15 protein-coding genes, 1 tRNA gene and 1 pseudogene are annotated in these 19,465 nt (G+C 68.7%); 8 read left to right on the forward strand and 9 right to left on the reverse strand.

Annotated features, from left to right (window positions below; all coding sequences use genetic code 11):
• Positions 1–184: 184 nt before the first annotated feature.
• Complete coding sequence (locus CP983_RS25025; protein ID WP_150501942.1) at positions 185–649, forward strand: hypothetical protein; 465 nt, start codon at positions 185–187, stop codon at positions 647–649.
• A gap of 691 nt (positions 650–1,340) precedes the next feature.
• Here the strand turns inward: CP983_RS25025 and CP983_RS25030 are convergent.
• The gene (locus CP983_RS25030; RefSeq protein WP_229914772.1) at positions 1,341–1,718 is read right to left on the reverse strand and encodes a DUF5958 family protein; all 378 of its coding nucleotides are present in this window, start codon (positions 1,716–1,718) and stop codon (positions 1,341–1,343) included.
• Positions 1,719–1,788: 70 nt separating this feature from the next.
• Positions 1,789–2,118 carry a hypothetical protein gene (locus tag CP983_RS25035; RefSeq protein WP_150501946.1) on the reverse strand — a complete coding sequence of 110 codons (330 nt, stop codon included), beginning with the start codon at positions 2,116–2,118 and terminating at the stop codon, positions 1,789–1,791.
• Positions 2,119–3,767: 1,649 nt separating this feature from the next.
• Between CP983_RS25035 and CP983_RS44075 the strand changes: the two genes are divergently transcribed.
• Positions 3,768–4,607: a hypothetical protein gene (locus CP983_RS44075; RefSeq protein ID WP_167537762.1), complete on the forward strand. Its 840-nt coding sequence runs from the start codon at positions 3,768–3,770 to the stop codon at positions 4,605–4,607.
• A gap of 421 nt (positions 4,608–5,028) precedes the next feature.
• On the opposite strand, the gene CP983_RS25045 is transcribed toward CP983_RS44075, so the two are convergent.
• Both CP983_RS25045 and CP983_RS25050 read right to left on the reverse strand, forming a co-directional pair.
• Positions 5,029–6,681 carry a tyrosine-type recombinase/integrase gene (locus CP983_RS25045; RefSeq protein ID WP_167537763.1) on the reverse strand — a complete coding sequence of 551 codons (1,653 nt, stop codon included), beginning with the start codon at positions 6,679–6,681 and terminating at the stop codon, positions 5,029–5,031.
• Between the two features lie 83 nt (positions 6,682–6,764).
• Positions 6,765–6,840: transfer RNA gene (locus tag CP983_RS25050), tRNA-Arg, on the reverse strand.
• Positions 6,841–7,047: 207 nt separating this feature from the next.
• Here CP983_RS25050 and CP983_RS25055 point away from each other — a divergent pair.
• Positions 7,048–7,440 (forward strand): annotated as a pseudogene (locus tag CP983_RS25055) (NADPH-dependent FMN reductase); the annotation flags it as partial.
• Positions 7,441–7,480: 40 nt separating this feature from the next.
• On the opposite strand, the gene CP983_RS25060 reads toward CP983_RS25055, so the two are convergent.
• Positions 7,481–9,385 (reverse strand): IclR family transcriptional regulator domain-containing protein, encoded by a 1,905-nt coding sequence (locus tag CP983_RS25060; RefSeq protein ID WP_244364961.1) that lies wholly within the window; start codon positions 9,383–9,385, stop codon positions 7,481–7,483.
• A 184-nt stretch (positions 9,386–9,569) separates the two neighbouring features.
• On the reverse strand, positions 9,570–10,850 hold the full coding sequence (locus CP983_RS25065) for a M6 family metalloprotease domain-containing protein (RefSeq protein WP_150501952.1): 1,281 nt from the start codon (positions 10,848–10,850) through the stop codon (positions 9,570–9,572).
• 292 nt (positions 10,851–11,142) lie between these two features.
• On the opposite strand from CP983_RS25065, the gene CP983_RS25070 reads away from it, so the two are divergent.
• Both CP983_RS25070 and CP983_RS25075 read left to right on the forward strand, forming a co-directional pair.
• Complete coding sequence (locus CP983_RS25070) at positions 11,143–11,787, forward strand: TetR/AcrR family transcriptional regulator (RefSeq protein WP_107905893.1); 645 nt, start codon at positions 11,143–11,145, stop codon at positions 11,785–11,787.
• A gap of 150 nt (positions 11,788–11,937) precedes the next feature.
• On the forward strand, positions 11,938–13,482 hold the full coding sequence (locus tag CP983_RS25075) for an MFS transporter (protein ID WP_125529116.1): 1,545 nt from the start codon (positions 11,938–11,940) through the stop codon (positions 13,480–13,482).
• 293 nt (positions 13,483–13,775) lie between these two features.
• Here CP983_RS25075 and CP983_RS25080 read toward each other — a convergent pair whose 3' ends face one another.
• The gene (locus CP983_RS25080) at positions 13,776–14,327 is read right to left on the reverse strand and encodes a MarR family winged helix-turn-helix transcriptional regulator (RefSeq protein ID WP_125529117.1); all 552 of its coding nucleotides are present in this window, start codon (positions 14,325–14,327) and stop codon (positions 13,776–13,778) included.
• Positions 14,328–14,448: 121 nt separating this feature from the next.
• Here CP983_RS25080 and CP983_RS25085 point away from each other — a divergent pair, with 121 nt between their 5' ends.
• Complete coding sequence (locus CP983_RS25085) at positions 14,449–15,234, forward strand: dioxygenase family protein (protein ID WP_125529118.1); 786 nt, start codon at positions 14,449–14,451, stop codon at positions 15,232–15,234.
• A 29-nt stretch (positions 15,235–15,263) separates the two neighbouring features.
• Here CP983_RS25085 and CP983_RS25090 read toward each other — a convergent pair whose 3' ends face one another.
• Positions 15,264–15,794, reverse strand: a complete 531-nt coding sequence (locus CP983_RS25090) for a GNAT family N-acetyltransferase (RefSeq protein WP_150501954.1) — start codon at positions 15,792–15,794, stop codon at positions 15,264–15,266.
• 202 nt (positions 15,795–15,996) lie between these two features.
• Here CP983_RS25090 and CP983_RS25095 point away from each other — a divergent pair, with 202 nt between their 5' ends.
• A complete protein-coding gene (locus CP983_RS25095) occupies positions 15,997–16,995 on the forward strand; it encodes a sigma-70 family RNA polymerase sigma factor (RefSeq protein WP_107905891.1) in 999 nt (332 codons plus the stop codon).
• Between the two features lie 371 nt (positions 16,996–17,366).
• On the forward strand, positions 17,367–18,026 hold the full coding sequence (locus CP983_RS25100; protein WP_444545306.1) for a TetR/AcrR family transcriptional regulator: 660 nt from the start codon (positions 17,367–17,369) through the stop codon (positions 18,024–18,026).
• A 334-nt stretch (positions 18,027–18,360) separates the two neighbouring features.
• On the opposite strand, the gene CP983_RS25105 is transcribed toward CP983_RS25100, so the two are convergent.
• Positions 18,361–19,329, reverse strand: coding sequence for a helix-turn-helix transcriptional regulator (locus CP983_RS25105; RefSeq protein WP_150501956.1), 969 nt, complete (start codon positions 19,327–19,329; stop codon positions 18,361–18,363).
• Between the last annotated feature and the right edge of the window lie 136 nt (positions 19,330–19,465).

Consider the following 19,465-nt stretch of genomic DNA (forward strand, 5'->3'; position numbering starts at 1 on the left):
CGTAGGGCTGCACCGTCACCCCGCGCAAGTGAGCAGCCCTCGTCGAGGGCATGCGGATGCGTGAGATGGCTCTGGCTGATGAGCCAGGTGAACCTACTGTGTCTCAGTCAGACTTGGAAAGCGTGGTGCCATGGGAGTCGGGTTACGGCCCGCGGAGGACGGCGATGCGTGATCAGCTTGGGATGTGGAGACCATCATCGCCAGCGGCATAGCCGTCCTGGGGACGCTGCTTGGTTCGGGGATCACCCTGGCGTTCCAGCAGCGCACCGCCGACAGGAACCACCAGTTCACCCGCCAGGAGAAGCTGCGACAGGAACGACTCGATGCTTTCTCTGCCTACGCCGGCGCACTGGTCAACTACCGCCGCTGCCTGGTTCACCTCTGGTTCTGCGAGCACGAACAGCCACCACCGGAGGACCCCGACACGGTACGGATCCGCGCCTACGACCTGCGCTCCAACGCCCAAGAGGCACTGTTCCGGGCACAGATGCTCACCGATGACGAGACGTTGAGCCAGGCCGCGGAGAACGTGCTCGCAGACATTACGACGCTGTCCAAGACAGCCAGCAGAACAGAACTCGACGATGCCAGGGTACGAACCCGTGACGACATCAGCCGACTCGTCAGAGCAGCCAAGCAACACCTATGAGGCACTTGCAGACGCGCCGGCTCGTAGTGCCCCACGCCGACAGTGACCGCACCACAAGCGCACCAGATCGAGCGGGGAACAGCGGGGAATCACGGTGAAAGCAGTCGAGCCCACAGAGGTGGCGAACCTGCCGTTCGAGCAGGTCAACGCCGACGACGGGCCCTCGATGCCCGCAGCTTCCCAAACTGATGGCTCCGCATGTGAGACTCCGCAGGTCCCGCAAGCAGTTGCCCCACAGTCGCCCGCTGCCCGCGCAGCCTCTGCCAGACTCGTTTCATGGGGGGTTGCGCTGGGGTGACACGGCAGGGACGAGCGTGCGGAAACCCGGCCGGATGGAACGGCTATTGCCATCTGCACGGTGGCGGAGGCCGACGAAGCCGGAGCCCACGTGTCTCTACTCCTCCCCGACTTCCGCGCACGCCGGCGCGTCCGGAACCGCAGTCACAGGGCAGGCGGAGAGGCTGGTTCTGGTGGCTGAGGTGGCTCTTCATGTGTTGGTTCGAGGCGCTGCGCAACGCGGTAAGTCGACGCCCATAACGGTGCCGACTGGGCCGTCTCTGGGCCGTCCGAGGCCGCTCACCAGTGGCCAATAACGACCGACGACGACCACCAGGCGCAAGAGCCCACCGCACCTGACCAGCAAAAACCCAGCTCACCAGGATCCCCGGCAACACCCAGGGCAAGAAGACACCTAGGTGGCATCCCGCCGCGGAACCGACAGGTTGTGCCACTCGTGACCGCACCGATCAGCGCAATGCTGCGTCCGCCTGCGAGTGTCCGCGATGCTGAAGAGTGCGACGAGCAGGCGGAAGGACTTGGTGAGTTCATAGGCCGGTAGCGCCGCCATCCCAAAGCGCCACTTCGTGAGCATCACCGCCAGCGTGTGAGTGGGACGAATACCAGAAAGCGCGATGCTCTCCGGCACATCGTCCTCGCAGGCCCGGGCCTGCCCGCAGACCTCCACCAGCGCGTGCAAGACCTTGCGTTGGTCATCCTCCGAGCGGCCTTCGAACCACTCGACACCCTCGGCCGTCGGCCTGAGTCCCTGCGCGAGCTCGTTCAGGACCACCTCGTGTGCGTACAACACCGGTTACCTCCCGACTCAGTTCAGACTGACAGTGCGCTCCGGTTCCTCTCCTTCAGTGCGAAGGCGTGAAGCCGGAGGACTGGTCAAGTTGGAACACGGAGCCCGGAGCCGTCGGAGTCCAACCCTCACGCAGGGCAAGCCGAACAGCTGCGGCAACATCGGACGGCAGTACAGGCTCAGCCTCTCGGCCGAACCAGTTACTCGGATGCGGCTGGTTGGTGGTGACCACGAGCGTCATGCCCGGGGTGTCCGCATGCTCGACCGCAAACGTGCACGGCGACCAGGCCAAGCCCTGGAAGTACGTCGGCCTGCCTCGCAGCCGCCAGCGGTAGGCCGTACCGTCGACAACGATCCGACGTGATCCCTTGCGGACCAGTGCCATGACTCCCCCTTCAACAGCGGCGATGCTAGCGAGCCCGGCCCATCCGTCCGTCTCGTTTTCCGTCTCGTTCAGCGCCGTTCACGACCGTTCAGGCAAGACCGAAGGCGGTAGCCGCTCCCACGCACGACTGGCCATGAATGCAGGTGAACGGCCCCGTACACGACCCTGCGATGCACCACCACAGTTGGAAAGCGTGTTTGCGAGCTGTGGGCATGGCGCTGCCGGTTCAGCATGCTGGCCCCGGACCGTGTGAGAGCACCAATGCCGATGAGTCACGACACCGTTGCGCTTCAACCAGCCCGTCTTGTCCCCGCCGCTGGTGCCCTACCGTGGCCGCCAGCAGAGCAAGCAGGGGGGACCGTGAGTACACCGCCGCCGCAGCGACCGCCGCGCCCGGATGAAGTGCTTGCCTTCCACAACGGGGACACGCTGGAGAACATCCCCGTAATCCGCGAAGCCGCTGGTCCTCGACCACCGCGGTTCCCGTGGAAGGCGGCAATGGCCGGGGGAGCCGTCGCAGTGGTCGTCGGCGTGTGCCTGGCTCTGGTTCTGCACCAGCAGACGGACCCGGGACACATTTCCGACGAGAAGGCGCTCCCCAACGCGACACGCGGAGCCACAGGAGCCGGACACGGAAACCGCGGTACCTCGACATCTTCAGAGCCAACCTCGTCGTCGAGTGCTCCACCGCCCCGGTTGGCGGATGCATCGCCGTCGTGCATCCCCGTGACCTACAAGACGTCTGACGGTCCAGCTGGCTGTGAGCCGAAGGCCGATGTCTGTGTGGCTGGAGCACCCTGGCATGTAGAAGATATCGAGGGCTTGTGCGGCGGCCCCGCGCCACTCCAGGCCATCCACGTCATCTCGCAGCCGGCCACCGGAGGGGATCCAGGAGCCACCTACTGTCTCGCGTGGACGGGCAGCAGCGATGGCGCAGGAAAGGACGCCACTCTTCTGATGAACGCGGCCGGTTATCAGTGTGGTGCGTACCTGGTCGGCTCAGACGGGCAGGCGATCCAGGTCGACGGCACTTCGGTCTTCTCGGACAGCCCTCTGTCCTGCGAGGGGGCCTACCCGGGCACCAGGATGACCTACCCGGGCGTCCTAGACTTCCCGAACGAGGACGGTGCGCAACCCCCCACGTACGTCTGCGTTGCTGAGAACGCAGGCGCATGACGGGAGCGCCAATGCGCACAGCCATAGCCGCGCCGAGCCGGCTGGTTGCTGTACAGCAACCCCAGCAACCATCAGCACCCAACACCGAGCGCCAAGCCCCCCACAGCCTGTATGACCTCCAACGTCCGATCTATGTAGAGCTACGGATCAGAAGGTTGCAGGTTCGAATCCTGCCGAGTGCACAGCACGCCAAAGGCCCTATGGATTGATTCACAGGGCCTTTGGCCTTTTTGCCTTGACGGCAGTGGTTGACGGCAGGCGTGGATCGCATGGTGATAGGGCATCCGTTCGGACCGTCGTCTTTCGTCCCATCTGTTGCCATCGCATCTCTCGTTCCGATAGAACCCGATACGCGCGGATCATCATCCGCTGGCTGCTGCGGAAGGTGACGTGCTCAGGCTGTCTTTCCGGCACGGATGCCATCGGGTGGACAGGAATCCCACACCCGCGCGGGTCGCCCGGGGAGCGTCCATGTGAACCAGGGGGGTATCACAGCATTGGCAATAAATAAGGGTGAAAAGGGGTTTTTCAGCGGCATAGCCGTTTTGACTGTGGTGCTGCTCCTCCTCCTACTCAGATCTTGTGACGATGACTGTGAGGAGGTGGCGTCGACGCCGAAGGCGACGGTCACCGTCACGGCTACTCCGAGCCCGGCTGGGAGCCAGGTCGGTAAGAGCGTCGACAGTGCCTCGGAGCGAGCACGGCAGACCGGGCTGAGCGTTGTGGTCCACGACGCCAGCGACCGGTATGAGACTCCGGGCGGGGACTGGACGGTGTGCTTCGAGGAGGCGACCTTGAGCAAGGTCGACTTCGCTGCCGTGCCAGACGGGGCGCCGTGCCCGAAAAAGGATGGTCAACGCATTCCCTGGCCCAAGATGCCAAACGTGAAGGGCACTACTTACGCCAAGGCAGTAGAGAAGCTGGGGGATGCCGTCGGCGACGTTGCCATCGAGGCAGCCTACGAGGACGAGGCGGCCTACGACACGAACAACGAAGCTGGTGACTACGCGAACTGGAAGGTGTGCTTCCAGAGCGTCAAAGCTGGGACTGCCCTGGAGCATGAACCAGATGTCACCCTTCACGCCGTGGAGGACGCCGAGGCGTGTCCGTCATCGACGGGGCTTTACAAGGACCCCACGAACGATCCGGAGTACGTCGATCCGGACTACGTTGACCCCGGCGACGGATGGTCTGAAGACGAGGGCAGCAGTGGGGACAGTGGTAGCAATGAGGAGGACTACTACCCGGGTGAGAAGGGTGGGTGCCCGCCTGGCGGATGCTACAACCCGTGTCCGCCCGGGGGCTGCCGATAGGGCGCGAGGGCCCGCACCAGTGTTGCCTTGGCGCGGGCCTCATGCGGGCGCCGGCGCCTTGATCGTGGAGGAGCGACGCGCACGTGTGGTGCAGGTCGTGAAGGCGGAGGTTGCGGACGTCGGCGCGGACGCTTAGTGCCTCGAACGACCGGTTCAGGTTGCCCGGTTCGATGGGGGTCCCGTTCTCGGTGAGGCCTGCCCGGTGCAAGATCTGTTCCGCTGACATCCAAAGTTGACATCAACGAGCGCGGACGGCGTCGATACGCGGCAACCACGTCTGGCACCGCTGCCCGAGGCGAGCCCGGACCAGGACGAGGGGAGATCGAACTCCTAAAGCGGTGATCCGTCGCCAGCTCGCCGTACGCCAATGCAGGCCACCATTGAGTCGTTGTCCTCGATGAGGAAGAGCATTGCGCGGCCATTACTCGGCATCGGAGTTCTTCTCCTGGCGTGGGAGGACGATGGCACGGCGGCCGCGGCTGACCTCGATCAGGCCGTCGTTCTTGAGCTGGGTGAAGGCGCGGTGAGCGGTGCTGACCGAGACGCCATGGGCCTGGGCGATGTCGCCTACGGTGGGGACGTCCTCGCCAGGCAGCATCGTGCCGTCCTTGATGGCGTCCGCGACGTCCTTCGCGATCACTTCCCAGGGAGCGAGCTCGTGTGGCGGGGCCGCTTCCACCTTGATGGTCCGGCCGATGGGGCCCACGGCTGTGTCCGGCCGAGCTTGGACGGCCGCCTCGCACTGGCCGCAGAGCGCCTCTGCTCCACCTTCAGTGACCACGAGCATCGCCCAGAGCGACTCGTTGCCGCACTGGCAGACCAGGCGCAGACCGTTGATGACGGTAGTGACCGGCTGCTCGGCGAGCAGACCCTCCGGCACGGGCAGCTGCTTGGCGAAGGCCGTCACGGCTTGGCGGTCTGAGGTAGCCAGGAAGGCGGCGTAGTACTTGAGCGTGGTCGCGCCATTGCTTCTGTGGCCGACGCGGCCGGCGACGGTACGGACGTCGGCGCCGTTGCCAAGGAGCTCAGTGACGTTGTAGGTGCGCAGATCCTTGAGCCGGTGCGTGTGGATCTTCAGCTTCTCGGCCAGACGCCGGTAACGCTGGCTGACGCTCGGCGGCTTGAGCGGGAGACTTGAGTCCGCCTCCGAGGTGAACACGAAGGCGTCCCGGGCGAGTTCGCCGCCGAGGGCCTTGCAGCGCTCCTTGGCACGCTCGCGGTGGGCCAGCAGGACGTTGCGTGTGATCACGTCGATGGCCTGCCGCCGGCGCTGATGGGTTTTGGTGTCCTTGATGCGCCGACCGTTGTTGGAGTGCTTCACGAACAGCTCCAGCCGGTCGAAGTTGATGTCCGACCAGCGCAGCGCGCACATCTCTCCGCGGCGTGAGCCGGTCACCATCGTCATGAACAGGAACGTCCCCCAGTCGAGATCCCGCTGCCAGGCCGTGTTCAGGACCAGCGCGGCTTCTTCTGGAGTGGGAGGGTCGGGGTTCGGCTTGGGCTGCGACGGAGGCTCGGCCAGGGCAGCGACGTTCGTCGTCACGTAGCCCCAGCGCAGGCCGCGGTTGAGTGCCGGCCGCAGGATGAAGTGAATCTTGCGGATGCTGTTCGCGGCGAGCGGCTCACAGACGTGCTTCCGCTTGGTCATCGGCTCCGTCTTGCCGTTGCGCCGGCCTTCGCACTGTTCCTGGCACTGGCGGAGACGGGAGTAGAAGAGCTCCAGCATCTCGGCGGTGAGCTTGCCGGCCTTCAGCGTGCCGAAGGTCGGCTTGAGGTAGTTGCGGATGATGCCTTCGGCACGCTCGTACGACGTCTCGTCGAGCTCGGCGACGCCGAGCCAGCGATCGAGGAGGAAAGCCACCGTCACCTCGCGCTTGGGGTGGCGTTGCTCGTCGACCTGGTGGAGGAGCTTGGTGCGTGCCTTCTCGGCTTCGGGGAGCGATGACGCCTGCTCGTAGACGTAGATCTTCTTCTTGGTGAGGGGGTCGCGCCCCACGTAGACGCTGGCTTGGTAGCCGGACCCGTTGCGCCGGATGCGGCCCCTCTGAACGGGCTTGGGCTTGGTGTTCGCCATGCTGTGGAACCTACTGACGGCTAATGCCACGGCTACGACGAACAGCGCGCCCACCCTGGAAGGGTAAACGCGCTGGTCAGGCATGGTGCCCCCGGCAGGATTCGAACCTGCGACACCCGCTTTAGGAGAGCGGTGCTCTATCCCCTGAGCTACGAAGGCGGAAGGTGCCCTGACAGCGTAGCGGATTCGTTCATCGGGGTTCGCCCTGGTTGTCGGTGAGGGAGGAGGGGTTGGTGATCTTCGGTCGGCGGTGGGCCTGGTCTCCTTGACCTCAAGTTTGCTTGAGATTTTACGTTGATTCCGCGGGGTCGGACCACAGGCCCCCCGTGATCACTCCTTGCCGTCCTCCGGAATCGAGGTACACCCATGTCCGTGTCCCCGCTCAAGATCGGCGTTCTCGTCGGCAGTGTTCGGCCCGGGCGGTTCGCTGATCGGGTTTCCCGGTGGTTCATGTCCGAGATCGGGCGGCGGGAGGATATGGAGACCCATGTCATCGACCTGTCCGAGCCCGACCTCGCCTCCGAGCTCAAGCTCACCCTCGAGCGGTCCGACGGGTCCGGTGACGCTCCGACCCTCGCCGAGCGCATCGGCGGACTCGACGGGTTCGTCGTCGTCACACCCGAGTACAACCACGGGTACCCGGCGTCGCTGAAGCTCGCCATCGACTACGTCTACCGGGAGTGGCGGGCCAAGCCCGTCGGCTTCGTCTCCTACGGCGGTATGGCCGGCGGCCAGCGCGCCGTCGAGCAGCTGCGTCAGGTCTTCGCCGAGCTGCACGCCGTCACCCTGCGCGACACCGTCAGCTTCCACATGGCCTGGGAGCAGTTCGACGACGACGGACATCCCCATGATCAGGACGGCACCGCCAAGGCCGCCTCCGTGCTGCTGGACCAGCTCGCCTGGTGGGGGCTAACCCTGCGCGAGGGCCGCGCCGCCAGGCCGTACGACGGCTGAGGCGGCGGGTGACGCCATCGCCGGCACGGCGGATCGCGTCAGCGGCCAGCCGCACCAGCAGGACTCCCTCACCCCACCCCACCCCACCAAACCGCCCCGCCACCCGCAGGTCCCCCTCCACCCGACCCGCCGTCTCCACCAGCTCGGGCAGTACCTCCCGTACGCACTCCTCCACCGTTCGTCGCGCCGCATGCATCGCCACGTTCAGGGACGCGACCACTCGGCCCGTGCGGTCGCGGACCGGGACTGCCACTGAGCGGAGGCCCGCCTCCAGTTCCTCGTCGACCAGGGCGTAGCCGTGGGTGCGGACGTGGGAGAGGGTCGTCTCCAGGGTCGCGGGGTCCGTGACGGTGCGGGGCGTCAGGGGGCGCAGGTCGTGCAGGGCGGAGGACAAATGGCCGTCGCCCTCCGGGAGATCGGCCAGCAGTACCCGGCCCATCGACGTCGCGTACGCCGGCAGCCGCGTGCCGATCGTGATGTTCACGCTCATCACGCGGCTGGTGGCGGCCCGGGCGATGTACTGGATCTCCTCGGCCGACGGCGTCAGCACCGCCAGGGACGCCGACTCGTGGACCCGGTCGGCGAGTTCGGCCAGATGCGGGGTCGCGATCTGGGCCAGGGACGTGCGGGACAGGGGCGGGTAGCCGAGGGACAGGACACGGGGCGTCAGGGAGAAGGCGCGGTTGCCCGACGGGCGTACCAGGCCCAGGTGTTCGTACGTGATCAGCGCGCGTCGGGCCGTCGCCCGCGCCAGCCCCGTCGCGTTCGCCACGTCCGTCAGCGTCAGCTCCGCCCTGCCCTCCCCGAACGCGGTCAGTACGGTCAGCCCGCGCGCCAGCGACTCGACGAACTCCCGGCCCAGTTCCTGCTTGGAGGCGCCGGTCCAGGTCGCGAGGCCCGCCGGAGCGGTCGCGGGGCGCGGTTCCGGCGCCTCGCGCAGCTCGCGCTCCATGTCCGCCACCGCCGTGCGCAGGCGGGGCAGGAGCGTGTCGCGCAGGTCGGCGGCGGTGTGCCGGCTGGTGTGGCTCACCACGTTCGCCACGCAGGCGATACGGCCGCCCGCCCGCGGATCCCGTACCGGTACGGACACCGCGACCAGCCCCGGCTCGATCAACTGGTCGTCCAGCGCCCAGCCGTCCTTGCGCGCTCGCGCCGCCCGGCGTTCGAAGTCCTCGTCGGAGGAGGCGTGCGACTGCCACGGAGCGGCCGGGAAGCCGCGGTCGTCCGGGTCCGCCGCCCTGCGCTCGCGCCACGACTGCCACTGCGCGTCCGGCCATTCCGTCGCGAACAGCGGGCCCGGCGAGGTGCGTTCGGCCGGGAGCAGGTCGCCGATGCGGAAGCTGAGGGACATCGCGCGGCGGCGGGTCGCCTGGTGGATGAAGCGGATGCCGTCGCGGTCGGCGACCGCCAGGGACACGGACTCGTCGAGCTCGTCGGCGAGCGCGTCCGCGTGGGAGGCGAGGAGGGAGGGCAGGGCGAGGGCCGCCAGGTAGGCGTTGCCGAGTTCCATCACGCGCGGCGCCAGCATGATGTCGCGGCCGTCGAGGCGGACGTACCCCATGCGCGCGAGCGTGGACGTGATCCGGTCCACCGTCGAGCGCGCCAGCCCGGTGCCGCGCTCCAGGCCGCTCGCACTCAGCGTCCCGCCGGCCTCGGTCAGTCGCCGCAGCACCGTCACACCCCGAATCAGCGGCGTGACCGCCTCCGCGGGCACGGCACGGTCGTCGTCCAGGGTCGTCTTCGCGGGCATCGGCTCTCCGTACGGCGTTCGCGGCAGCCTCAACCGTAATCCGCCCCACGCACGCACGCGGCGACCTGGCCACACGCCCGAGCATCAATATCCGGGCCGAGCCCTCCACCGGGACCCCGGCCGACACTCCAGCCCACCCCCAGCCACCCCGCACCCTCGGCCCCGATTCACCCCCGGCCCCCATTCACCCCCTCTCCACCCGCACCCGATAACTCCCCGCCAGATCCACCCCCAGCACCGACACCTTCACCCCCCGCTCCTCGTCCCGGAACTCCTCGCCGGGGCCGTACGTCGCGTCCGACAGTTCCGCGTGGACGTTCGGGCTGCGGGTGCAGCCGCCGCTGTCCTCGTGGGAGTCCTCGACCTTGACCGGGCCCATCCCGGTGTCCACGTCCGCGTCGACCTTGTAGATCAGGACCCCGGGGCGGCAGACGGACTCGTCGTTGCCCTCGCGGGTGCGCAGTTCCAGGGCGTAGCCGCTGCGGCGGCTCAGGGGTACGAAGATCAGCTTCGGGCCGCCCTCGCGGGCCAGCGGGGTGAGGGCGTACTCCGAGGTCCCGGGATTCGCCGCGCACCGTACCTGTGCGCCGTCCAGCCAGCCCAGCTTCCACTTGTGCCAGCCCAGCAGGTCGTTGTTGGCCCCCCAGTCCTCGCTCATGATGTCCCAGTGGCCGACCGCGGCCCCGCCGTCGGCGGTGTAGAGGTCGGGCAGGCCGAAGACATGGCCGTTCTCGTGGGGGAGGACCCGGTAGCCGGTGCGGTGGTAGGTGCCGGAGCCGTCGTCCTGGCGGGAGTAGACGAAGGACGCGTTGGCCACCGAGACGCCGTCGGCGACCGGGGCCTCGGTGTTCCCCGCGAAGGTCACCGACAGGACCGTGTCCAGGGCCGAGGGGCCGGCGTTCGGGGTGACCAGGACGTTCAGGAAGTCGTACTCCCGGAAATCGACCTTCGGATCGGCGGCGACCACGATGTCCTGGACCAGCCGCCGGTACCCGGGGTCGAACGGGGCGCCGCGCTCTATGCCGTAGGCCCGGAAGGACTTGGGCATCTGCAGCCAGCCGGATATCGGGGTCTCGGGACGGTAGTCGAGGCGGCCGTAGGAGCTGGTGCGGAACCAGTCCTGGGTCTGCGGGAAGAACTCGTCGAAGCGGTCGAGCGCGCGGCCCGGACCGGGCGCGTCGGGGAAGTCGACCATGACGGTGAGGGCGCGGACGGTGCCGGTGGAGCGGGAGTAGCCGCGCGCGGTCGGCACTCCTTCCGACATCTGGATCGTGGGCCGGCCGGTGATCATGCAGGGGCGCAGGGCGGAGGGGTGCTCCGGCGAGATCGGGCCCGCTCCGGCCACCGTCGAGGTACCCGCCGTGAAGTGCCCGGTGCCTGCCGAGGTGCTGACCGCGAAGGTCAGGGCGGTCACGGAGACGAGGGCGGCGACACGGCGGGGGCGTATCCGACGGCTCGGCTGCATGCATGGGCCCTTCAGTCCATGGCAGCCCGCCGGCCTGCGCGCTGCACCCTCTCGATCACCCTGTGTCGAGGGGTGCTTGGGCGCGCGCTGGAGGAGACCGAACGTGGGTTTCTTCCCGGAAACCGCATACTCAATCGCATGTGACTCAGGTCACACAGAATCTTTTCCCGGTCGGGAAATAACCGGGGATCGTCTCCCCGTTTAGCCATGTGTCCGAGCGAAACGGGGACAGCGTCCCCGGATCGTCACCCGGCGGCAACAACCGCCACCCCAGCAGCATCAGGAGTACGCCGTGCAGACCGTGACCCCCGAAGCGCGCAAGGCGCCCCGGCCGCGCGCCGACGCCCTGCGCAACCGGGAGCGGATCGTCACCGCCGCCCGGGAGATGTTCGTCGAGTTCGGCCCCGATGTGCCGCTCGACGAGATCGCCCGCCGGGCCGGCGTCGGCAATGCCACGGTGTACCGCAACTTCCCCGACCGCGACGCACTGGTCCGCGAGGTCGTCTGCTCCGTCATCAACCGTACGATGGCGGCGGCCGAGCTCGCGCTCACGCAGACCGGGGATGCCTTCGAGGCTCTGGAGCGCTTCGTGCACACCGCCGCCGACGAGCGGATCAGCGCGCTGTGCCCGATGGTCCAGAGCGCCTTCGACCAGAACCACCCCGACCTGGAGGCCTCGCGCGAGCGGTGCGAGCGCCTCGTCGGAGCGATCATGGACCGCGCCAAGGCGGCCGGCCAGCTCCGCTCCGACGTGGACGTCGGCGACGTGATGATCGCCGCGGCCCAGCTCAGCCGGCCCCCGGCCGGTACCGGGTGCGACATCGCCGACCGCTACGTCCACCGTCATCTTCAGCTGTTCCTGGACGGACTGCGGGCCCCGGCCCGTTCGGTTCTGCCGGGCATGGCGCTGACCATGGAGGACCTGCGCAAGGCATGACCTGACCGCTCAGTCCTGAGCATCACGGCAGTCATCACACCGTACGCAGCCGAATCGATCGATCCCTGAATCGCACCGGCCGTCACAGCCGACGAGCCGTCCCCTTTCCTTTCACTTTTTCCGTCACGAAGTCCCGAAGTGGGTACCTCCATGTCTGAAACAGCCGCGAAGGCTCCCGGCAGCGGCCTCGGCGCCGCCGTCGATCCCAACCGCTGGAAAGCGCTCGCGTTCATCGCGATAGCCCAGCTGATGGTCGTCCTCGACGCGACCATCGTGAACATCGCACTGCCCTCCGCCCAGCAGGACCTGGGCATCTCCGACGGCAACCGGCAGTGGGTCGTCACGGCCTACGCCCTCGCCTTCGGTGGTCTGCTGCTCTTCGGCGGCCGTATCGCCGACCTCTGGGGCCGCAAGCGCGCCTTCGTCGTCGGTCTCGGCGGCTTCGCCGCGGCCTCCGCGCTGGGCGGCGCCGCCACCAACGAGGCGATGATGTTCGGCGCCCGTGCCCTCCAGGGCGCGTTCGGCGCGCTGCTCGCCCCGGCCGCGCTCTCCCTGCTCGCCGTGATGTTCACGGACGCCAAGGAGCGCGCGAAGGCCTTCGGCATCTACGGCGCCATCGCCGGTGGTGGCGGTGCGGTCGGTCTGATCCTCGGCGGATTCCTCACCGAGTACCTGGACTGGCGCTGGACGTTCTTCGTCAACATCCCGTTCGCCATCGTCGCCGCGGCCGGTGCCTGGTACGTCATCCGTGAGCCCGAGGGCGGCCGCAACCGCTCCGCGCTCGACATCCCCGGCGTGATCCTGTCCACCCTCGGTCTGGTCTCGCTGGTCTACGGCTTCACCCGCGCCGAGTCCGAGGGCTGGAGCGACTCGATGACGATCGGCATGTTCGTCGCCTCCGGCGTGCTGCTGCTGGCGTTCGTCCTGGTCGAGTCCAGGGTCAAGGCTCCGCTGCTGCCGTTGCGCGTGGTCACCGAGCGCAACCGCGGCGGTATCTACCTCTCGCTCGGCCTCGCGATCATCGCGATGTTCGGTCTGTTCCTCTTCCTCACCTACTACCTCCAGATCGTCAAGGGCTACTCGCCGGTGAAGACCGGCTTCGCCTTCCTGCCGATGATCGCGGGCATGATCACGGGTTCCACCCAGATCGGCACCCGTCTGATGACCCGGGTCGCACCGCGGCTGCTGATGGGCCCCGGCTTCCTGGTCGCCGCCCTCGGCATGCTGCTGCTGACCCAGCTGGAGATCGGCTCCTCCTACGCCGCGCTCCTGCTGCCCGCGATGCTGCTGCTCGGCCTCGGCATGGGTACGGCGTTCATGCCGGCCATGTCCCTGGCCACCCAGGGCGTCAAGCCGCAGGACGCCGGTGTCGCCTCCGCGATGGTCAACACCTCGCAGCAGGTGGGCGGCGCCATCGGTACGGCCCTGCTGAACACGATCGCCGCCTCGGCGACCACGTCCTACATCGCCGACCACATCGCCGGCGCGTCCAGCAGGTCCCAGCAGCAGCTGGTCCAGCTGGAGGGCATGGTCGAGGGCTACACCAGCGCCATCTGGTTCGCCGTCGGCATCCTGGTCGCGGCCGCGGGCATCGCGCTGACCCTGGTCAACGCCGGCCGCCCGGGCGGCTCGACGGTGGCCTCCTCCGAGGAGGGCGCCCAGGACGAGGTGGCGGTGCCGGTCGTCGCGCACTAGTCGCGCGACGACGACCGCCCGGTCGTACCCCTTGGGACGAGCCGTACGTACGGGGATGGGGACGCTCCACACGTACGGCCTTCAGGACCGGCCCTGGCCCGGGGCCTGTTCTGAGTTGCCCCGCCTGCGCCCCGACGCCCGGCACGCACCCTCGCCGCACGGCGCCGCAGGACAGGTGGCTCCGCCACATGACCTGCGGCGCCGCACACCGAGGGCACGCACCGAACGCCGCTGCGCCCGCGCTGCGCGCGGACGACGGGGCAACTCAGAACAGGCCCCACTGAATGAGCGGTTCAGCGGAGCCAGGGCAGGTCCGCACCCGCTTCCGTCGGCTGAAGGCCCTCGGCGACGATCCGCATGATCTCGCCGAGGGCCTTCTGCTGTTCCTCGGTGAGGCGGTCGAACATCGCCTGGCGCACCGCCTCCACATGACCCGGCGCGGTCTCCTTCAGCACCGCCACGCCGGCGTCGGTCAGCACGGCGAACTGGCCCCGCTTGTCGTCGGGGCAGTCCTCGCGCCTGACCCAGCCGTTCTTCTCCAGCCGGGCGATGGCGTGCGAGAGACGGGACCGGGTGATCTTGGCGTACATCGCCAGCTCGGTCATCCGCAGCCGGCGGCGCGGTGACTCGGCGAGCTTGACCAGCAGGCCGTAGTAGATGTGCGGCATGCCCGCGTCCCGCTGGAGCTGGCGGTCCAGGTGGTCCTCCAGCAACGTGACCGCGTCCAGATAGGTGCGCCAGACCCGCTGCTGCTCGTCGGTGAGCCAGCGGGTCTCCTGCGTGGGCGCGGACGAGGCGGGTGCGGTCGCGGACGCGGGCGGCGCGGGGGTCGATGCCGTATTCATGTACTCCACTGTACGAGAGCTCTCCTTGAAATTTTAACTACCTGGACGTACGGTTTTCCCGTAAGGAATGTTTAGACTTAAAGCACCTGAAGGCTTCAGGTCTCCGGAGGGAGTCGTCGTCATGTCCGCCGCCGCACAGGAGCGCATGCCCGCCCTCTATCTCAGCCACGGCGCACCACCGCTCGCGGACGACCCGATCTGGCCCGGCGAGCTCGCGGCCTGGTCCGCCGGTCTGCCGCGCCCCAAGGCGATCCTCATGGTCTCCGCCCACTGGGAGGAGGCCCCTCTCGCCATCGGTGCCACCGAGCGCGTTCCTCTCGTCTACGACTTCTGGGGATTCCCGGAGCACTACTACCAGGTGACCTATCCGGCCCCCGGCGCACCCGAGCTCGCCGCGTCCGTGCGCAAGCTGCTGCGCGCCCCCGGCACCCCGGTGCAGGACATCCCGGACCGCGGTCTCGACCACGGCGCCTACGTCCCCCTCGTCGAGATGTACCCCGAGGCGGACATTCCCGTCCTCCAGGTCTCCATGCCGACCCTCGACCCCGTCGAGCTGATGGAGATCGGGCGCAAGCTGGCGCCGCTGCGCGACGAGGGCGTGCTGATCGTCGGCTCCGGCTTCTTCACCCACAACCTGGCCGCACTGCGCCAGGGCGGCATCCCCGCCTGGTCCGTGGAGTTCGACGACTGGGGCCGGCGGGCGCTGGAGAGCCGCGACTGGGACGCCCTGCTGGACTTCCTGCACAAGTCCCCGGCCGGCCGCTACGCCCACCCGCGCACCGAGCACTTCGCCCCCCTCTTCGTGACGATGGGCGCGGCGGACGCGGCCGGCGAGCAGGCGGCGCAGAAGTCGGTGATCGACGGGTTCTGGATGGGGCTGGCGAAGCGATCGGTGCAGTTCGGCTGAGAGTCCCCTTCATGGCCGCCTCCGGCGGCTCAGAGGTCCTTCTCGTACCAGGCCACGTCCCAGTAGCGGCCGAACTTGCGGCCCACCTCGCGGAACGTGCCGACGTGCCGGAAGCCGAACCGCTCGTGCAGCCGGACGGACGCCTCGTTCGGCTGGGCGATGCCCGCGTAGGCGCGGTGCAGGTCCTCGCCGGCCAGCGCGTCGAACAGGGCCTCGTACAGCAGGGTGCCGATGCCGCGCCGGCCGGCGTCGGGCGCGAGGTAGACGGTCACCTCGACGGAGGTCGCGTACGCGGGCTTCGGCCGGTGCGGGCCGGATGTGGCATAGCCGAGAATCCGCTGTGAGTTGCCCGTGGAGTCCGCCTCCGTGGCAACCATCAGGCGGTACGGGCCGTCTTCAGGGTGGGAGAGCAGCCAAGGGCGGCGCTCTTCCGGCGTGAACACCGTGGTATCGAAGGTGATGGGCGTCTCGCGTACGTAGTGGTTGTAGATGGCGACGAGGGCATCGAGGTCGCTCTCGATTCCCGGCCTGACCTGCACTTCTGTACGCCCCGACGGCATCGGTCCTCCTCTGTGGCCCGGCAGGATACTGCAAGATCAGAAAAATAGGGGGGCGGGTTGGGAATTCTGTCCTGATTCCAGTCGTTGTTTCCATCGAACGGCGGGCACTCGACAAGAGTCCCGAACGTTCACGAACCACCGCCCGCCCTCCCCTCCTCTCGAGTGCGCTCGAGCGGGGGGACCCCACCGCAAGGGAGCACGCATGGCAACCCGTGCCGTCGCCCGTCGTCAGTCCGCCACCGGCGGGACCGCCGACGCGGCACGCAGTGTTCGCGCCCATGGCGGCGAGATCGCGGACCGCGACCTGGTCGGCATGTACCTCGACGAGATCGCGCGTACGCCGCTTCTCGACGCAGCCAAAGAGGTCGAGTTGTCGCAGATCATCGAGGCGGGTGTGTTCGCCAGGCAGGTCCTCGACGGGTACGAGGAGGCCAAGGCCGACGCCACCCGTGACGAGCTCGAAGCCCTCGTCGCCGACGGAGAGCGTGCCAAGGACATCTTCATCCGCTCCAACCTCCGCCTGGTCGTCGCGGTGGCCCGGCGCTACCCGCGCAGCGGCCTGCCCCTGCTCGACCTGATCCAGGAGGGCAACGCCGGCCTGGTGCGCGCGGTGGAGAAGTTCGACTACCGCAAGGGCTTCAAGTTCTCGACGTACGCGACCTGGTGGATCCGTCAGGCCATCACGCGCTCGATAGCCGACCAGTCCCGCACCATCCGTCTCCCCGTCCACCTGGTCGAGGAGTTGGGCCGGATCCGGCGCGTCCAGCGCGAGTTCAACCGCGAGCACGGCCGCGACCCGGAGCACACCGAGATCGCCGCCGAGCTCGGCTCGACGCCGGAGCGCGTCGCGGACGTACTCGACTGGGCCCGTGACCCGGTGTCCCTCAACATGTCGGTGGACGACGAGGGGGAGACGCAGTTCGGCGACCTCCTGGAGGACACCTCGGCGGTCTCGCCCGAGCAGTCGGTCCTCACCCTCCTGCGCAGCGAGGAGTTGGACGACCTGATCGGCCGCCTCGACCAGCGCACGGCGTCCATCATCAAGATGCGCTACGGCATCGAGGACGGCCGCGAGCGCACCCTGACCGAGGTCGGCAAGGAGCACGGCCTGACCCGCGAACGCATCCGTCAGATCGAGAAGCACGCCCTGCTGGAGCTGAAGAAGCTGGCGCGCAGCACCGGCTTCGACGCGGCCGCCTGACCCTTGGGCGGCGGCGGGGGCGTACGCCCGGTGGCCAAAGACCGCGCAAACATGGCGATGTAACGCCGCTTCAATGCAGGGGCCACCGGGAACAAGACCTGCGGGCAAGGGAGTTCGGACCGAGGCGACCGCCCTCGGGCCCCGGACGCAGACCGACCGACGAGCCTCACCAACACCGGACCAAGTCCCGACGCACTCCCCCCGGCGCCGGGACTTCCCACGAGCCGGGCTTCGGCGCCCATCCCCCCTGGGTGCCGGGGCCCGGCTCTTTCCGCTTCCGCACGTCCGGACGGGCGGGTCACCCCGTACCTGAACCACGGGGTGGCCCGCCCGGATGGCAGATTGTGCCACATGGGCATAGCCTGCCGAACGTGACCAGCCCCACCCCCGCACAGCCCTCGGCCACCTCGTCGCCCTCCCTGACGGAGCGGCGCAAGGCGGCCACCCGCATGGAGATCGCCCGCGCCGCGGCCGCGCTCTTCGTGCGACGGGGGCTGCGGGCCACCCGAGCCGAGGACATCGCCCAGGCCGCCGGTATCGCGCCGCGCACCTTCTACCGCTACTTCGCCACCAAGGAGGAGGCGGTGTCCCCGCTCTACGCGGTGGGCGCCGACCGCTGGACCCAGGCGGTCCGCGACGCCCCCGCCGAACTGCCCGTCCCGCAGGCCCTGGAACACGCCCTGCGCCACACGCTGACCCCGGGCGCGGGCGTCTCGGAGGCCTCCTGGGAGTGGGCCCGCACACTGGTCCGCCTCGCCATCTCGAACCCCGCCCTGCGCAAGGTCTGGGCCGAGGTGTGCCACGAGTCGGAGGCGAAACTGGCCGAGGCTTTGGCGCAAAGAAGCGGTACCGACAACGTTGCCGCCCACAATTTCGCCGCAGCGGTGGCGGCGGCGTCCGTCCGCGTGGCCGTAGAGACCTGGGCCACGGGCGACGCCCCGGCGGAGGGCCCCCAAGGGCCAGCGGCACAGGCCCTACGCAACCTGGACGCCCTGCGGAACTTCCCGTGGGAGGACATCACGGCAGTCTGAGGTTTCCGGCTGCGGGCCCGTGGAGGCTGGTCGCGCAGTTCCCCGCGCCCCTAAAAGCAGGGAGTTGCAGTGGGCCTGCGCCTAGACGTGACCGTGGGCCTCGCAACCGTTGCGCAGTTCCCCGCGCCCCTGGGGGCGTTCCAGTCGCGTACGGCGGTGAGGGGACGTGCCGGGGGGTGTCCGCCCGCAGCGGCGGGCGTCAACGCCGAGCACCCTTCTAAGAGAGCCCAACCGCCCGACCGAGGACGGACACCCCCCGGCACGGCCCCGACCCACCACACAACCGCAGGCGCTACACGAACCCCCACCGAACCGGCACAGGCCGCCGCAGGCATCACGCACCAGCCGCCCGACTCATCCGCCCCCCCAACTCCCCCACACACCGCACCAGTTCCTCCGGCGACTCCACCACGAACTCGCAGTCCACCATCGCCAGCCGCACCGCCATCCACTCCACCGCATCCCCCACGGCCCCCCGAAGCCGGCACCGCTCCCCACCGTCCAGAGCCTCCGGCACCCCCAACCACCCCGGCACCCGAGCCGCCACGAACTCCACCGGCGCCTCGAACGTCACCGAGAACTCGTACGCCTCCTGCCGCCGCCACACCGACTGCCGCAGATACTCCGCCGCATTCCCCGTCGGCAACTCCCGCGGAGCGAACCGCGCCCCCGTCGCGAACGGCTCACTCACCCGGTCCACCCGGAACGTCCGCCAGTCCCCCCGGTCGAGGTCGTACGCCACGAGATACCAACGCCGCCCGGTCGACACCAGCCGATACGGCTCGGTCAGACGCCGCGACTCCGTCCCGTCCTTCGCCCGGTACGCGAACCGCAACCGCTCCCGCCCCGCCACGGTCGACGCCATCACGGTCAGCGTCTCGGGCGCGATACTCGCCCCGTCCCCACTGGTCAGCGGCGTCGTCGCGGCCTGAAGCGTGCTCACCCGGTGCCGCAGCCGCGACGGCAGCACCTGCTCCAGTTTCGCCAGCGCCCGCACCGACGCCTCCTCCACCCCTTCGACCGCGTGCCCCGCCCCGGCCCGCAGCCCGACCGCGATCGCCACCGCCTCCTCGTCGTCCAGCACGAGCGGCGGCATCGCCTTGCCCGCGACGAGCCGGTAGCCCCCGTCCGCCCCCAGGGTCGCCTGCACGGGATAGCCGAGGTCCCGCAGCCGGTCGATGTCACGCCGCACCGTGCGCCGGGACACCCCGAGCCGGTCGGCGAGCTCGCCGCCGGGCCACTCGCGGGGCGTCTGCAGGAGAGAGAGGAGTGTGAGGAGCCGTGCCGGAGTGTCCGTCGTCATGTTTTCGAGGATGCCGTAGAACTAGGACACGATCTGACCTAATGAGGCCATAGCTTTGAGCCATGACCGCAACCGAGACAGAACCGGCGCGTGTGACCAGCGACAAGGCACAGCCCACCACCCCGTCCGACTCAGC

The sequence above is a fragment of the Streptomyces chartreusis genome (assembly GCF_008704715.1).
GTDB lineage: Bacteria > Actinomycetota > Actinomycetes > Streptomycetales > Streptomycetaceae > Streptomyces > Streptomyces chartreusis.

Excerpts from the sequence above, each read along its gene's own strand:
- CP983_RS25035 (WP_150501946.1), bottom strand. The coding sequence starts at position 2,118 with ATGGCACTGGTCCGCAAGGGATCACGTCGGATCGTTGTCGACGGTACG.
- CP983_RS25045 (WP_167537763.1), bottom strand. The coding sequence starts at position 6,681 with ATGGCGAACACCAAGCCCAAGCCCGTTCAGAGGGGCCGCATCCGGCGC.
- CP983_RS25060 (WP_244364961.1), bottom strand. The coding sequence starts at position 9,385 with ATGCCCGCGAAGACGACCCTGGACGACGACCGTGCCGTGCCCGCGGAG.
- CP983_RS25065 (WP_150501952.1), bottom strand. The coding sequence starts at position 10,850 with ATGCAGCCGAGCCGTCGGATACGCCCCCGCCGTGTCGCCGCCCTCGTC.
- CP983_RS25075 (WP_125529116.1), top strand. The coding sequence starts at position 11,938 with ATGTCTGAAACAGCCGCGAAGGCTCCCGGCAGCGGCCTCGGCGCCGCC.
- CP983_RS25080 (WP_125529117.1), bottom strand. The coding sequence starts at position 14,327 with ATGAATACGGCATCGACCCCCGCGCCGCCCGCGTCCGCGACCGCACCC.
- CP983_RS25085 (WP_125529118.1), top strand. The coding sequence starts at position 14,449 with ATGTCCGCCGCCGCACAGGAGCGCATGCCCGCCCTCTATCTCAGCCAC.
- CP983_RS25090 (WP_150501954.1), bottom strand. The coding sequence starts at position 15,794 with ATGCCGTCGGGGCGTACAGAAGTGCAGGTCAGGCCGGGAATCGAGAGC.
- CP983_RS25095 (WP_107905891.1), top strand. The coding sequence starts at position 15,997 with ATGGCAACCCGTGCCGTCGCCCGTCGTCAGTCCGCCACCGGCGGGACC.
- CP983_RS25105 (WP_150501956.1), bottom strand. The coding sequence starts at position 19,329 with ATGACGACGGACACTCCGGCACGGCTCCTCACACTCCTCTCTCTCCTG.